Origin of the sequence: Acinetobacter sp. FL (genome assembly GCF_040744925.1) — a bacterium.
Lineage (GTDB): Bacteria > Pseudomonadota > Gammaproteobacteria > Pseudomonadales > Moraxellaceae > Acinetobacter > Acinetobacter radioresistens.
Window position 1 is genome coordinate 2,423,699 of record NZ_CP160437.1, and the last position, 15,577, is coordinate 2,439,275.

Genomic DNA, 15,577 nt, shown 5'->3' on the forward strand with positions numbered 1-15,577 from the left:
TTTTTTCGTTATGGTCTGAATAGGAATTCAAATATGCAACCGATTGTTATTGTTTCTGGTAGCCGTACTGCTATGGGAAGTTTTCAGGGTAGTTTATCCAGTTTAACTGCACCTGAGCTGGGAGCAGCCGTCATCAGGGAATCTCTACAACGCGCTGGTGTTCAAGCCGATCAGGTTGATGAAGTGATTATGGGCTGTGTACTCCCTGCCGGGTTAAAACAGGGTCCGGCCCGTCAGGCAATGCGTTTGGCGGGCTTGCCTGACCATGTTGGCGCCACCACTATCAATAAAATCTGTGGTTCAGGCATGAAAGCTGTCATGCAGGCAGCAGATGCAATTAAGGCAGGTAGTGCTGATATTGTAGTGGCAGGCGGGATGGAATCAATGAGTAATGCTCCATATCTGATGCCTAAAGCACGTGCAGGATTTCGCATGGGTCATGGTGAGGTCAAGGACCACATGTTTTTAGAAGGTCTTGAAGACGCAGAAACCGGCCGTTCGATGGGTTCACTGGCACAGGACATGGCTAACCAGAAGGGTTATACCCGCGAACAGATGGATGAGTTTGCGATCCGTTCTTTAACTCGTGCGCAAAAGGCTATTAGCGAAGGTTATTTAAAAGATGAAATTGTGCCAGTAACTGTCAGCAGTCGTAAAGGTGAGGTCATTGTGGCTCAGGATGAGAATCCGTTTAATGCCAAAATTGATAAGATCGCCACCTTGCGTCCGGCTTTTGCCAAGGATGGAACAATTACGGCAGCTAATGCTAGCTCAATTAGTGACGGCGCTTCAGCCATGCTGGTCATGACTGAAGAAAATGCACAGCAGCGTGGTCTGACACCACTAGCAAAAATTGTAGCGTATGCTTCACATTCACAACATCCCTCTGAATTCACAATTGCTCCAGTGGGTGCAATTGAAAAAGTTCTGAAGAAAGCCGGCTGGAATGCAGCAGAAGTTGATTTATGGGAAATTAACGAAGCCTTTGCCATGGTAACGATGGCCGCGATTGATGCCTTTGAGCTGGATATTGAAAAAGTTAATATACATGGAGGTGCCTGCGCCCTAGGTCATCCATTGGGTTCATCAGGTTCACGTATTATTTTGTCACTGATCTATGCACTTAAACGCACTGGCAAGCGTAAAGGTATTGCAGCACTTTGTATCGGTGGTGGAGAAGCCACTGCAATAGCGATTGAAATCATGGCCTGATCTGAGTATTGTCAGTTTTCTGCAGGATATACCATCGAGTGTGGTATATCCTTTTTCATATTCTGACTCTGGAAACAATCATGTCTCAGCAAGATTACGAAAATGGCCTGAAAGTCCGCACTGAAGTTATGGGTGAGGCATTTGTACAGCGTGCCCAAAACAACACCGTTCCATTTACCCAGCCGCTGCAAGACTGGATTAATGAACATGCATGGGGGTCGACCTGGCAACGTGAAGATATACTGCCACGCAAATACCGTTCTCTGATTACGCTTGCATTTCTGGTTGCCCAGAAGAGCCCTACCGAACTAAAGGGACATGTTCGTGGTGCACTCAATAACGGTGCCACAGTTGAAGAGATTCAAGAAGTTTTATTGCACAGCCTACCTTATTGTGGAGCACCAGCAGCCCAAGAAGCCTTTCGGGCTGCGCTTGAAGTGATTAATGACTACCATAATTCGTAAAACTGTATAAAGTGCAGGCCCTTAACCTGCATTTTTTATTTTTATTAATATAAATATTTTATGGTTATTATTTAAACTTTAGTGCTAGAAAAGCATTTTGTTTGCTGGAAGTGTGTTAGCCTTAAGTTGATGGCTTAGCTTTGAAATTAATGGACATCAGTTATATAAATTAAGTTTTCCTCATATATTTAACTGATGGACAGCGTATAATATTAAGACATCTAATAATAAGTATCCTTTTAAGAACTATTCCCTAAGGAGTCAGCACCATGACTTATCAACATATTTTAGTTCCCGTAGATGGTTCACCAACTTCTCTCGCTGCAGTCAAACAGGCAGCTGACATTGCCAAGGCTTTTGGCAGTAAGGTTACAGCAGTTTGTGTACTTTCAGTTGAACCTTTTATTGCTGTTGAATTTGTCGATACCCAGACGCTGGTAGAAGACTATCGTAACAAAGCTAAACAGGAAATACAGAAAACTCTGGATCAGGCCAAAGCCCTTTTTGCCGCAGAAGGAGTAGAAGTAGAAACCCATCTGACTGAAGGACAGGAAATTTATAAAGAAATTATCAATACCGCAGAAGAGATAAATGCTGACCTGATTATTATGGGTTCACATGGCCGTAAAGGCATCAAGAAAATCTTTCTCGGAAGTGTAGCCCAGAGTGTATTGGCAGCAACACATTTACCAGTCATGATTATCAAACAATAATTATTTGACCTGTTAATTGCATTTGAATCTCAGGTCAGGAGAGGAAAATAAGCCTAGACAGTTTTAAAGACTATTCAGCTCATTTTCCTCACATGACTTTCTAAGATATCGATTCTGATGAGTACCTTAAATCTCGATTCTATCTTCAATCGATTGCACTACTCCCAACTATTGCTGTAGGTCACTTAGATAACATTTCTTCCTTTCTCTTTAGGTAAAAACTGCCGAGTCCCGGCATACTGATTGTTCAATATGACTTTGCTCACCTTCTTCATGATTCAGAAAAAGCTGTAGCTCAAATCAAACCTTCTGCTGTTATTTTATCTAAAATAATTCAGGATCATCACTCAACAGGTTATACGAATAAGGAGCGATTTAAATAGCATGAGTACGGCCTTGTACATATAAATAATTATTATTCATTTAGCTTTCTATATTTCATTTTTAGAGGCTATTTATATAGTCAGAAAAACAATGCCTGAGATAAAAATCCTGAGTAAAGCTGATTTTTTACTTAACTAGAAACTGCTGACCCAATACCCAAGCAATAATATTCAGCAGTCTAAATATTTAAGATCTTTTTAAAGCATAGAGAGAACTGCTCACTAGCCATCTTTTATATTCTTACAAAAAATAAATGATCCAACCAGAATTAATTCAGCTCTTCTTGAGCAGGCTCCTCGAAGCGGTTTATCCATTGATCCAGTTTTTCCAAGTCAACCACAGGTATACTATCGATGCCCAATTGGTTACGTTTTTTCAGTCGTGACTTCAGCTCATCTATAGATGCCTTCAAATAGCAGACTTTGGCTATAACACCGAGCTCCTTGGCTACAGCGCGATAATGATCACGCTCCGTCCTTAACCAGAATCCATATTCAAGAATGACACTGTGGCCCTGTTTAAGTAACTGCTGGGCGAGCTGCCACTGGAGCTGCTCTACCTTAATCCTTGCCTGATCATCGTAAAAACTTAAACCGAGATCATACAACCACTCATCTGGTGAAAAGCGAATAGCCCCATATTCTTTTTCTAGAATTCTAGCCAATGTAGTCTTTCCTGAACCTGGTAATCCACACATTAAATAAAGAACTGGAATTATAGTATTTTCAGGCATTTATTATTTTCCCTTTCTTTCATTTCTGACTATAGTCGTAGCAGATCAGGTTTTGACTGATAACTTTCTCTATTTTATGTTTTTAATTTAATCAAAAATTAAAGCATTATGTGCGCTTACTCCTGCCAGTGCCCCATCACCTACAGCTAAAGACACTGAACCGCCGGGCCGAGCTGCGTCTCCACAGGCAAACACCCCATCAACTGGAGTTGCTTTTAGGTCATTTGTATAAATGAATTCCCCTGTTTCATCTTCTTCAATTTTACAACCCAAATCCTTGATCCAGCCTTGCTCTAAAAAGGTTTTAGTTTGTATAAACAATCCATCAAAGTGTGTGATGCTCTGATCTGTAAATATTACATCAGCATGAGAATCCATCTGCTTAATTGAACGGTCATCTATGGTCACGCCTCTTTCTTGTAATTGCTGTTTGGCTTTCAGATTCAACAGGTCTGGCTGACCATTTAATAAGAGTGTAGTCTTACCCCAGTCTGGAAGCATCATGGCCAAATGGGTAACATGGGCAGAACTGGCTAAAATTGCAATATTTCCCTGATTGAGTTCATAGCCATGACAATACGGGCAATGAAATACAGATTTCCCCCAGCGTTCGTTTAGACCTGAAATATCCGGTAAGCGGTCAGTGACCCCGGAGGCTATGATTATTTTTTTGGCATGAACTGACTGTTGAGTATCCAGACACAAATAAAAATCCTGATTATTTTTTTCTACCCGCTGGACCGTGCCCTGTTGCCAGTTGACTGTCTTATAGCGCTGTAATTGTTCCCGTGCCTTTTTTATAATTTCCAGCGCCTGAATTCCATCTTGTGCAAGAAAACCATGAGAGTTTTCGGCGAATCGATTCCGTCTCTGCCCTGCATCAATTACTATAATATTTCGACGTGCCCTTGCCAAAGGTACTGCCGCAGATAAGCCGGCATAACTTCCGCCAATAATTGCAACGTCATAAATCATTTTGATAACTCCGAAAATCTCATTTCAGGAATTAGCTTAATACTTCTAGCTTATACCAATGTTGATGTCCTTTATGAGAAATGCAACTTTATGATTATTTTGTTTGCTTAACTGAATTTCTTTATCACCTTAAAGTGAAATGGCTATCTCAAGCAGCATTTTTTTAAAAATAGAAAATTTAAATCTATAGCAGATCACACCTACCCCAAATATTAATTTTAATTAACCAGTTATTTTTAATGAATATATTTACTATATATGTACTTTTTTACTTATTATTTTATTCAATTAAATAATATATCGAAACTAAACACTTTATATAAAAATAAGGGCTATTTAGCCCTTATTTTTATTTCATTTTATATAAATTTACCAACCTAAACCTACCCCCTACACCAGCAGAACTTTCTTTTTGAGTACATGCACCACTTATGCTCAGGCTAGTATTGTTATCAACAATCCGCTGATAACCTACAGCAATTGCCTGTTCAGATCTCTACAGATCGGCATCAACACGGTTTTTCCTTATAAGACGGCTGTGCTTATTACTTCATTTATCACTTGATTTATAATTTAGCACTACTTCTTCAGGGGTAACTCCCCTAAACTGGTCACTAAAAAACTTGCTCTAGCCTGATCATGAGAATAGATAGCATCTTAAGTATCGATCTTGTATTTCTTAATATTTAACCTTCTCTGATACCATATTATTCAGTGTTAAAATTCTCAATATTTAAAAAATATTTTTATCAAATAAGATTTTTAAGGCTGACTATAATAGAAATTGTCTTGTTATTTTAGTTTTTATTAAAATCAATAAGTTAAAAATATATTCAATTCAGAAGTTATAAGCCTTAATATATAGCTAAAATAAATTCCCTCTATTTTAACAACCTTAACAATAAAAGAATGTTCTATGCGTCATTCTTATCATGCTGAACAGCACTATATGGAGCGTGCGGGATGGTTACGTGCTGCTGTACTGGGTGCAAACGACGGGATTATCTCTGTTACCAGCCTTGTCATTGGCGTAGCGGCAAGTGGGGCCTCCACTCATACCCTGTTAATTACCTGTATAGCCGGCCTGATTTCTGGCGCTGCCTCAATGGCAGCCGGCGAATATATATCAGTTAAGTCCCAGCAGGATATCGAGCAGAGTGATTTGAATATGGAAGCACGAGAATTAGATCTTCATCCGGCCCATGAATTAAAGGAGCTCCAAGATATCTATATACGTCGCGGTTTAGACTCTGACCTTGCCCGTCAGGTTGCTCAACAGCTGACTGCACATAATGCTCTGGACGCCCATGCAAGAGATGAAATTGGTATTTCAGAACAGACTTCAGCAAATCCTGTTCTTGCAGCAGTCGCATCAGCTCTGGCTTTTTCAGTGGGGTCTTTGTTTCCTGTTGCTGCAATTATTTTTCTTCCTGAATCTATACTCCAATCAGGCATTATTATAATTGGTATATTAAGTCTGGGAGTTCTGGGTGCGCTGGCAAGCTATGCCGGTGGCAATTCTATCTGGAAAGGTGCAATACGTATTATGATATGGGGAATTATTGCAATGCTGTTTAGTGCATGGGTGGGTTCATTATTTAATGTCACAGCTGTTTAGGCAATAAATCATATAAATATATTGTACCCTTATAACTCTTTTAATTTTATTTTAAGCAAGAAAAACCATAATCCAGATAGTATGTTTATGTGATCAGGTTATGAGCTTATATTCCCCATATAAAGGTAAGAAAGGTGTCAAACGTATTATAAATGCTTTTTATTATTCGATAACAGGCCTCATCATAGCTTATCAGCATGAAGCTGCTTTTCGTCAGATTATACTGATGAACCTGATACTGGTTCCTTTAAGTTTTTTTACCAATGTTACCAGTATAGAACGTGCACTCATGATTGCTGTATGTTTATTAGCAATTGTGATTGAGCTATTTAACTCGGCGCTTGAAGCTGTAGTTGACAGGATCTCTCTTGAAAGACATATTCTTTCTAAAAATGCGAAGGATATGGGAAGTGCAGCTCAGCTAATTGCTATCTTTATTATTCTTAGTACTTGGCTAATTATTTTAAGTCATTAAATCTTTTAATTTATAAGATATTTTTTAAATTCTCGATCTCAATTTATTTGATTGAATTAAGGTTAATATAATAGGTATTGAAATTAAAATTATAGTCTAAAATTAATTAATCAGCCATTATAAAAATATAAAATCAATATAATCAATTAAAAACCAATATAGTAGATTAAAATTTTTATATCTTAATATTTAAGCTGTATAGAAGGTAGTATAAAGAGCCTTTGGGAGTGATATCTATTATCAGGATTCATCTTTTTTATCTATTATATCAATGAGCTAAAATAATATCTAATTAAATTAACAGCTTAATAATTAGATAGAGGCTTTAGTTAATTATAGTACTAATTTTTTTAATAATTATAAAAATATATATTATAAATCTGTTATAAAAATTTAATTTAAATATGCTATTAGGTATTCCTATAAAATTATAATTACATAAATAGTAGCTTAACTTATACCTCTAATTTTAATTCCTTAAGTAATAATTTTTTTAAGATCTTGAGCCAATTAAAAACTGCCTACAATATAAAAATTTCAATTATGATAACTTAAATATTAATGAATGATATTTAAGTTATCACGCAAAAAACTGCTATTAAAATAGTAGTTCTTTATTTCAATCTTATATTATTGGATTAAATATTAGCAACTTTAGGTTGAATATTAAGCTTAGAAATAATTGCCTGAGCTTGTTCTAACACGAGATGATCATTAGCTTGATGAGAAACTAACTGTACACCCATAGGCATATGAGTGGAACTAGTACCGATCGGGAAGGTAAAAGATGGTGCGTCGAGATAATTAAAAGGTCTCGTATAATCACCTACATGAATAAACTGGGTATCCTGTACGTCCAGTTCAACAGCAAAGATTGGACTAACAGGCAGCAGTAAACATAGATTCTCAACTAAAGATTTTTTAAATATATCTTGAAATATACTGCGCTCTCTGATGGTTTGCTGGTAGTCATCTGCTGTAATTGTTTTACCATGCAATACGCGGTCTCGTATCACCTGCCACATTTTAGTCTGTTCATTTTCAGCATCTTTGCCATGATATAAATAACTTTCATAAGCAATAATTTTTGATGTTCTGGTAGATAATTCTTCAAAGTTAAAACCTGCAGGAGGCTGCCATTTTTTAAGTGTAAAGCCCTGCTCTTTTAATTGCGCTAATAACTTATTCCATAAACTTAAAACTTCATCATTTAATGGATATGGAAAATCCTCTTCGGCTAGATAGTATAGTTGATTAAGATCGGATCGCAGGTGGGGAACATGTGTCTTAGCAAGTAATGCATACAGCTCAAGAATATCTTCACTTCTTAAGGCAATTGGACCCAATGTATCTAAGGTCTTTGACAGAGGAACTCCCCCTGAAGCATCAATCTGATCACTTGAGGGCTTGAATCCAAAAATACCGTTCAATGCAGCAGGTGTACGAATAGACCCGCCCGTATCACCACCAATAGACAGAGGACACAAACCAGCAGCAACAGCAACACTCGACCCAGAAGAAGAGCCGCCAGGTGCTAACTGTTTTTTAGACCAGGGATTATGAGGTGTGCCTTGCAGTGGATTTTGTCCTGAAAGTCCAAAGGCTAACTCTGTCATTTTTACTTTACCAAGAATCACAAAGCCTAAACTTTCAAGTTGTCGTACCAAGGCGCAGCTTTCTTGTGCAATTTGGTCTAAATAAACAGTACCCGCTTTGGTCACATAGCCTTTTACATCTAAATTATCTTTTAAAAGAATGGGTATACCATGAAACTGACTTAAACGCTTAGAGGTTATATTTAATGTGTCCAGTTGTCTGGCGTGCTCAAGTGCCTCAATTTCAAATAGCGCTGAAATACAATTTAAGTCTTTATACGTTTTAATACGATGAATATAAAACTCAACCACATCAACTACTGTCACTTCTTTACTTGAAATTTTTCTTGCAATCTCAAGTGCTGAAATATTAAGTAAGTTCATTAAATATCTTCCAGTTTTTTACCCACAGTCTCAGGCATTTTAATAAAAGTAAGCAGTGTTAAAGCGGCCCCAATAATCACCAGAAAATAAAAATAGTCCTGTTTTCCAATGCTTTGCAACCAAGTAAGAATATAAGGTGTTGTGCCACCCAACAATGCGACCATTAAGTTATACGGTGCACCAATTCCCACAGCTCGAACTTCTGTCGGAAATTGTTCAGACATAAGCGTAGGACCTATAGATGTATATAATGCGTAAAGCAATAGACCAAATATTTCGACCAATAAAATTGAGCTAAATGAGCTATCCATCCACTTAATTATGGGATAGAAAAACAGTAAGTACCCTACAGCGAAAACAATTAACTGCGGCTTACGTCCAATTTTATCGGATAACCATCCAAATACAGGCTGGCATAGCATAAATACCACCAAAGCAATAGTATTGGCAGCAAAGGCAACTTTCGGTTCTGCACCCAAAGCCTTAATTGCGTAGCTTGGGACATACACAATAAATATATAGAATGCAAAAGTAGTTAAAATTGAAATACCAACTATTCGTAAGGTTTCTTTAGGATGATTTTTAATTAAGAAAATTAATGGATTTTTAACTTTTTCCTTGGCATGAGTCATTTCACTATCAGGTACAGAGCGGCGTATCCACATTCCGACCAGTCCACCTAAAGCACCCAAGAGAAAAGGAATACGCCACCCGTAATCACTCATCTGCTGTTCGGTTAAAATAGTGGTTAATAACCATGCCAAACTCGATGCCATTAATATACCAATGGCTGCACTAAAGAACATAAAACTTGAATAAAAGCCTCTTTTTTCTTTTGGTGCCATTTCTGATAGATACGTAGCTGCTGAAGCAAACTCTCCGCCTAAAGATAAGCCTTGTAATAACCGGGCCAAAACTAAAATAATAGGGGCAAAAATACCAATTACTTCATAAGTGGGAGACAGACCAATCATTAACGAACCACCCGCCATCATCATAATGGTGGCTGCAAGTGCTGCTTTTCTGCCATATCGATCTGAAAAGATTCCCAATACAATTCCGCCTAACGGACGCATAAAAAAGCCTACTGCAAAGATAGCGAAAGTCGCTAATAAAGATGCTGTTGGATCTGTAGAGGGAAAAAACTGTTTGGCAAAAAAAACCGCAAATGTTGCATAGATAGTCCAGTCAAACCATTCAACAGCATTTCCAACTGTTCCTGCAAGAATGACTTTCTTTTGTGATACATTTTCAAGCTTAGAGGTTGAATTTTTCATATTTGGTTCATCCATGATTTCCTTAAATTTGATTTTAGACAAATAATTCCATTTAATTTTATTTTTCAGACTCAAATTTAGATTATATTTAATTTTTAGACAAGTCAATTATTATGAATGAATCTTTTAAAATGGACGATATTGATAAAGCGTGTATTAATGCTTTGTTAGAGAACCCAAGAGGTTCATGGCGGGAACTAAGCTTGGCGAGTGAAATTCCTGAAAAAAAATTATCCAGGCGCATTAGCAAGCTTTTTGATGAGCAAATCATTCGTACCGTAGTTGAACTGAATCCTTTGGTGGTTAATAAAGGATTTACTGTACATGTCTGGCTAAGCGTTAAACCGGGAAAGGTAAAAGAGATTGCACATTTTTTCTCTGAAAGGCCTGAAGTGCGAATTGTTTTTTTAACTACAGGATTAGCTGATATTTTTTTAGAAATTGGCTTGGAAAAAGCTACCGATTTATATCCCTGGATGCATGATTTCGTTACTCAGCTTCCGGATGTTAAAACAGTGGAAACACAGGTGGTTTTAAAGCCCTTTACTTGGGCCAGCAAGCTAAAGAATAATCCTGTAGCTTCATCTATGCCTGTTCAACACTTATTATCTTCAGATGAATTAAAACTGATCCAGGTATTAGCAAAAGATGGCCGAATTTCAATGAAAAGCCTTTCAGACGCTATTCAGATGAGTGAACATAAAACCCAGAAAATGATGAATGATCTGCTAGCAGAAGAAGTATTTTCATTGCGGTTAGACTTTGAACCAAAACTACTGGGCTATGATACTGAGGCAATTGTACTAATTAAAGCCCGTCCTGACTCTGTTAATGAAATTGTAAAAGCACTCTGCGAACTTAAAAATACCCGTTGTTTATTTGGGATTAGTGGTGAATCACAATTTTTCTGGCATGTATTGTGTAATGATCTAGCAGATTTATGGTATTTGACTACCGAAAAATTGGGCCAGTTAGAAGGAATTCAGTCTTGTAATACGAATATGATTACCAACGCTTATAAACGTGCTGGTTTTATGCGCAAAGGAATCAATATGCAATTTCCCTAAAGCAACGATAAAATACCAAGCTTAAATAGCAATGCCCAATTGGAACCAAATCTTTCAAGTTTTCAGTTGGGTATTAGTCTATTTATTTAAAGTATTTCTATAACAACATTTTTGCATTCAAGAGTCTTTTTAAGATCATGCTGCATTACTTTTAAATAAAAGTATTAAATGCTTCCTTTCGAGGAAGTTTTTAAAATTTCATAGTACATCATACAGCTATTTCTTATTCTCATAGACATGTCAGATGCCTAAGACCACTATATTAATATAAGCTCTGCTAGAGCTATTAATTGTTTTTGCACATTCGTTAGTAATATATTACGCATGCCCAGATAATATTTTAATCGTAATAGTTTTTATATAAATATAGAAAAATAGCAAGTGATATCTTTAATTATCTTAAAAATTGTTCATATTCAAATATATTAGAACAATAGTAGTACCCCTATTATTCTTAATACTTTGTAATAATCTCCAGAACTGATCAGTGGAATATCTATCTCTCTGTTCCCTGACTAGGTTATAAATCAATAACAGATGATAATATTTTAATTATGAAGTATAAAGGGTGAAAGCTGGATTACACAGCTTAGTATGAGGTTGGAGAGTACACTACACTAAAATAGAAGAAATAATTTTACTATTACGAAAATAGAAATTCGATTTTATAATCTTGTATTAGGACAAGATTTTAAAGTGACCCAAAATACTAAATCTAATTTGGATCAATAATTTTTTCATTGCCTATATTTTACATATGATTAAGAAAGTTTTTCTAAAAGAATGAGATGCTAGTTTAATTGAAAAAAAGTTTCGTAAAATACCTAATATAATCTTAAGACTTGAAAGTAATTATTATAGCTCTATTCTATATACTTTATATAACAATAAAAAAATTTCACATTTTTACTTATAAAATCTCTGTTACTAAATTAAAAAATTAATAATGTATTGGTGAACAATAACTTGATTATTTAAACCCTGTTCAAACTCAGAATTTATAAGAACTTACCCATATTAATAACCGATTTTCCATTTTTTTTGAAAGATAAGGTCTTAGATAAAATATCATGATCCTGTGTCAATTAGTTAAGGAGTAATTTCATAAAAACAACTTATTTGATGATCTGGTTGCTTTTATTAAAGAAGCTGGTGAATTGCTACTAGAAAATCAGCTTTACCTTATTCGTGAAGAACTTAAAATCTAACAAAAGAGTTTGCTGAAACCCTAGGAATAAAACAGCCATCGCTTTTAAAAATTAAAAATCGTGGGAATGATTTGAAAATTTCGACCAGGAAAAACCATATTGAAGCAATGCGAGGAAAGCTACATATTGATGTAGAACTTTTAATAGGAAAATTTATAAAAGTCAATGTTTAACAATACAAATGGGAGCTTTAGGCTCCCATTTTCAACTCCATATAACACCCATCATATTAATTTTAGAATTTCTTAAAATCAAATAACCATAATTGATCTATTTAATATACTGCCAAACGACAGGATCAACATAATCTTCATCAATATGGTAGCCCTGTGCCATAACTTCTTTTTCATCAATTTCTCTTGATTTTTTATTTCTTCTCAACTCATTTGTAAATGCTTGTTCTAACTCTTTTGATGTCATTTTATAAGTATCAATATTATTCTCTGAATCATCCATTGAATTTCTTTCATCATAGCGAATTGTATTGAAAGTATAATGAACCATGTATTGTTCTTTATCATCTTCAGTTTTTTTAGTTTGTTTTATACTCAGATCCAAAAGGATACCATTGCCATATAAGCGGTAGCCGATCGAGTTTCCTCCAACTGTATTTATTATTTTTTTCCATTCTTCATAATTAAAGATATAAGTCGGATCAATGACATCACCTGATTCCATTAGATATCGAATATTATCTTCTTTTGCTATTCGTGCAGAAAAACGATAGAAATAATTTTTCCACTCGGCCTGATTAATCTTCTTCATTAAATCAACATAAGCTTGATAGGCTTGTTCAGGATGTACAAACTCTTCTTTGTTTAAGCCTGCATTGATAGTCATCACCTCAATACCTTCTTCTCCATGAAAAGATGCTCCGAGTACTGAAAAAACATGATTAATGGTCAAGCTACTTGTACTATTCTCGATTTTAATTTGGCCTAAGTTCGGTAGTGAAAAATCTAATTCTCGAAAACTCGCTACTGGGTGATTATCTACCTTCCCTTGATTGTAGTGAGCAAAATCTTTAAAACCTTGTGGACCAAAATGTAGTGAATAAGGTTGCTGATTCATTGTATTGTTCTCTGTATTTTTTGGATGAGGTTGACAGCTTAAAAGGAGGAGTCCGAATATGAAGACAAAGATCAAGTTAAAATAGATCTTAAATTTTTCCATCATTACTGTCCTTACCAACATTAAAATCAGCTTTACTGTTACCCCATCCTGCAATAATTGCGAGTTCCTTTTCTAAAAATGGACGTCCTTTGTTACTCAACATTAAAAGATGATATTTTTCTGCTGCTTTTTGAATCCATTCCATACGGCTATCATAGTTTTGAACTCTAGTATGTGGCAAAGGCTCACTATAGACAGATTCAGGGAGTTGATTAATAACTCCTGCATGACGACCTTTATAGTTTCCATTTTTATTAGGTCTGACTGTATCAATGCCATAATCACTAGATAAGACTAAGGTACTATCAGGGAGCTTGGTATAGCTTTGTAACGTTGCCTGTGCTTGTACTTTCCAATCTTTCCATACCAATTCCTGTAAAATATTTCTTTGCTCTTGTACTGCAATCGACATCAAATGTTTTAAAAGATTTTTACTAGACAACTTAAATCTATCTTGTCTTGATTCATTCTTTCTTTTAAATACATTTTCAATTTTTGGAAGATACTCAAAAGCCTGTGTAATTTCAGGGGTACTTTGTAAGTGCTTAATTATCGGTAAGCAACTTGACCAAGGAATATTTCTTACTTCTTCTTTTATATGGTTGAATTTTGAGACATCACGTTGAGTTCTACACTGGTTAAAAGATGCAGATGACATACTCCAAGCGTAGTGCCATGGAGTAATATCCATGAATAACCATAAATTTCCTTTTGCAAAAGAATGTACAGGATCCCGAATCACACTGAGTGGCATCCACTTATATCCCCATGCGGTGAGTCCATGTTTAAACACTGCTGCAACTGTTTTTGAGGCAAATGCGCCTAGACCCATCCAATAATAACGACCTATAAGCTGCTTATCTCCATGATTTTCCTGTTCAAGGTAAATTTTGGCATAGACCGAGGCTATTCTTCTAGCTCTTGCTTCATATCCTGGTTCGAGTTTATAGAGATTTTTTCGTGCATCCATTAAATTAGATACGTGTTTCATTGCCTCTTGTTGATGTATTTCCCAATAAGTTAAGCAATCACATAGCAAAGTTTTACAGCTATTTTCTTCAGTATTGGTGTTTCCTTCCCAATCTAAACTTCCCATTACGATTAATCCTCTCTATCTTCTTTTTCTAAAGAAATCCAATTTAAATCGACTTTTAAATTTTCTGCTTGTAAAGAATTAATCCGTTTAGATCTACCTTTATTATCTGCTTGGTCAATAAATTCTTTCTGACCATTTGAAATTTTGTAATTAACTTTTTTCAATGGATCACCTGAAGGTAAAAGCATTTGAAATTTTTCATTATATAATTCGCAGGTGGGTAAGCCTTGAATGTTTACGCCTACTTCAGCTCCCCCTTTAAAAAGATGCTGTCCAGCCTTTGCTTCAAACTTTCCTGGAGTAATGAATGTAATCCCATTCTTATTAATTATGATTTGAGAACCGCCTGCCATGGATTTACCTATCTTGATAAATTTCAGAAATTAAGCTTAGATTTAGTCTAAAATAAACCTCTAATAATTTATTTTTTTAATCAAAGTATGACTTTCATTATCGCCATTCAACTGAATGATAGCATTATTGTTGCAGCAGACAACAAAGAAGTCATACTCAAAGAAGACCAATCAAATGAGCTTCTAGAACGCTCAACGTCAAAACTTCATGCATGGGGTGAGGGTATTGTTACGGGCACAGGTGAATACTATGTGATTCATCGCTGCATCACTTTATTTAAGGAAGTGAATCAATCAAAATTAACTTCACTTCCTTCTTGTTTAGAACTTTCACGTCAACTTCGGGAAAGCGAAATTGGTTCTGGGCATTTTCAAGTGGAAAACACCAAACTATTATGCTCTAGCTACAGCAAACATGGTGCTCAACTGTATAAAGTCGAACGCATAGATGATATGCAAAGCTATAACATGACAGCTATAGAGCCGATGGACATTACTGTTTGGATGTTCAATCCTAATGTAGAAACAATAACAGCAGATTTAAAAACCTTATATCTCGATCTTCAAGATTACTCAACCTTCGCCAACCAAACTGATTGGATGAATCACTATATCAATCGAATTGCACCAATCTACCAAAAGCAAAGCCAACAAGATTCATTAATGAGTCAAAGTTTTGATTTCTTTTTCCAAACGAAGAATGAATATATGTTTGGCCATATTCCAAATACCCAGGAAATAGCCCTAGAATTTAAAGAAATTTCCACTAATTTAAAGTCTGTTTAACATAATGGCTTTTATACAAAATGCTTTAGATAAAAAACTTTTAAATCAATTAGCTATATATTTT

The 15,577-nt window shown here is 35.7% G+C and carries 15 protein-coding genes and 1 pseudogene; 8 read left to right on the top strand and 8 right to left on the bottom strand.

What is annotated here, in order from left to right; all coding sequences use genetic code 11:
* Window positions 1–33: 33 nt before the first annotated feature.
* From ABZP31_RS11300 to ABZP31_RS11310, 3 genes are all read left to right on the top strand, one after another.
* On the top strand, window positions 34–1,212 hold the full coding sequence (locus tag ABZP31_RS11300; protein ID WP_248134811.1) for a thiolase family protein: 1,179 nt from the start codon (window positions 34–36) through the stop codon (window positions 1,210–1,212).
* 80 nt (window positions 1,213–1,292) lie between these two features.
* Entirely contained in the window at window positions 1,293–1,676 is a 384-nt protein-coding gene (locus ABZP31_RS11305; protein WP_111281937.1) for a carboxymuconolactone decarboxylase family protein, read from the top strand.
* Between the two features lie 269 nt (window positions 1,677–1,945).
* Complete coding sequence (locus tag ABZP31_RS11310) at window positions 1,946–2,389, top strand: universal stress protein (protein WP_248134813.1); 444 nt, start codon at window positions 1,946–1,948, stop codon at window positions 2,387–2,389.
* Between the two features lie 652 nt (window positions 2,390–3,041).
* On the opposite strand, the gene ABZP31_RS11315 is transcribed toward ABZP31_RS11310, so the two are convergent.
* From ABZP31_RS11315 to ABZP31_RS11325, 3 genes are all read right to left on the bottom strand, one after another.
* On the bottom strand, window positions 3,042–3,506 hold the full coding sequence (locus ABZP31_RS11315; protein ID WP_248134815.1) for an AAA family ATPase: 465 nt from the start codon (window positions 3,504–3,506) through the stop codon (window positions 3,042–3,044).
* An 87-nt stretch (window positions 3,507–3,593) separates the two neighbouring features.
* Entirely contained in the window at window positions 3,594–4,481 is an 888-nt protein-coding gene (locus tag ABZP31_RS11320) for an NAD(P)/FAD-dependent oxidoreductase (RefSeq protein WP_248134817.1), read from the bottom strand.
* Between the two features lie 349 nt (window positions 4,482–4,830).
* On the bottom strand, window positions 4,831–4,962 hold the full coding sequence (locus ABZP31_RS11325) for a hypothetical protein (protein WP_262475901.1): 132 nt from the start codon (window positions 4,960–4,962) through the stop codon (window positions 4,831–4,833).
* A gap of 435 nt (window positions 4,963–5,397) precedes the next feature.
* On the opposite strand from ABZP31_RS11325, the gene ABZP31_RS11330 reads away from it, so the two are divergent.
* The gene (locus tag ABZP31_RS11330; protein WP_075040311.1) at window positions 5,398–6,099 is read left to right on the top strand and encodes a VIT family protein; all 702 of its coding nucleotides are present in this window, start codon (window positions 5,398–5,400) and stop codon (window positions 6,097–6,099) included.
* A 100-nt stretch (window positions 6,100–6,199) separates the two neighbouring features.
* Window positions 6,200–6,574, top strand: coding sequence for a diacylglycerol kinase (locus tag ABZP31_RS11335; RefSeq protein ID WP_248134819.1), 375 nt, complete (start codon window positions 6,200–6,202; stop codon window positions 6,572–6,574).
* Window positions 6,575–7,212: 638 nt separating this feature from the next.
* On the opposite strand, the gene ABZP31_RS11340 is transcribed toward ABZP31_RS11335, so the two are convergent.
* Together ABZP31_RS11340 and ABZP31_RS11345 are read right to left on the bottom strand one after the other, a co-directional pair.
* The gene (locus ABZP31_RS11340; RefSeq protein ID WP_111281946.1) at window positions 7,213–8,553 is read right to left on the bottom strand and encodes an amidase; all 1,341 of its coding nucleotides are present in this window, start codon (window positions 8,551–8,553) and stop codon (window positions 7,213–7,215) included.
* Complete coding sequence (locus tag ABZP31_RS11345; protein WP_005406742.1) at window positions 8,553–9,845, bottom strand: MFS transporter; 1,293 nt, start codon at window positions 9,843–9,845, stop codon at window positions 8,553–8,555. Before ABZP31_RS11345 ends, ABZP31_RS11340 begins: the two co-directional genes overlap by 1 nt.
* A gap of 98 nt (window positions 9,846–9,943) precedes the next feature.
* Between ABZP31_RS11345 and ABZP31_RS11350 the strand changes: the two genes are divergently transcribed.
* Window positions 9,944–10,897 (top strand): Lrp/AsnC family transcriptional regulator, encoded by a 954-nt coding sequence (locus ABZP31_RS11350; RefSeq protein WP_111281948.1) that lies wholly within the window; start codon window positions 9,944–9,946, stop codon window positions 10,895–10,897.
* Window positions 10,898–12,039: 1,142 nt separating this feature from the next.
* Window positions 12,040–12,278: pseudogene (locus ABZP31_RS11355) on the top strand (transcriptional regulator); the annotation flags it as partial.
* Window positions 12,279–12,375: 97 nt separating this feature from the next.
* Here ABZP31_RS11355 and ABZP31_RS11360 read toward each other — a convergent pair.
* The 3 genes from ABZP31_RS11360 to ABZP31_RS11370 are packed head-to-tail and all read right to left on the bottom strand — an operon-like array spanning window position 12,376 to window position 14,727.
* Window positions 12,376–13,278, bottom strand: coding sequence for a hypothetical protein (locus ABZP31_RS11360; RefSeq protein ID WP_248134920.1), 903 nt, complete (start codon window positions 13,276–13,278; stop codon window positions 12,376–12,378).
* Complete coding sequence (locus tag ABZP31_RS11365) at window positions 13,265–14,374, bottom strand: hypothetical protein (protein ID WP_248134821.1); 1,110 nt, start codon at window positions 14,372–14,374, stop codon at window positions 13,265–13,267. The genes ABZP31_RS11360 and ABZP31_RS11365 overlap by 14 nt, the downstream gene beginning before the upstream one ends.
* Before the next feature lie 5 nt (window positions 14,375–14,379).
* A complete protein-coding gene (locus tag ABZP31_RS11370; RefSeq protein WP_248134823.1) occupies window positions 14,380–14,727 on the bottom strand; it encodes a DUF2345 domain-containing protein in 348 nt (115 codons plus the stop codon).
* Window positions 14,728–14,814: 87 nt separating this feature from the next.
* On the opposite strand from ABZP31_RS11370, the gene ABZP31_RS11375 reads away from it, so the two are divergent.
* Window positions 14,815–15,513 (top strand): hypothetical protein, encoded by a 699-nt coding sequence (locus ABZP31_RS11375; RefSeq protein WP_248134825.1) that lies wholly within the window; start codon window positions 14,815–14,817, stop codon window positions 15,511–15,513.
* Window positions 15,514–15,577 lie beyond the last annotated feature (64 nt).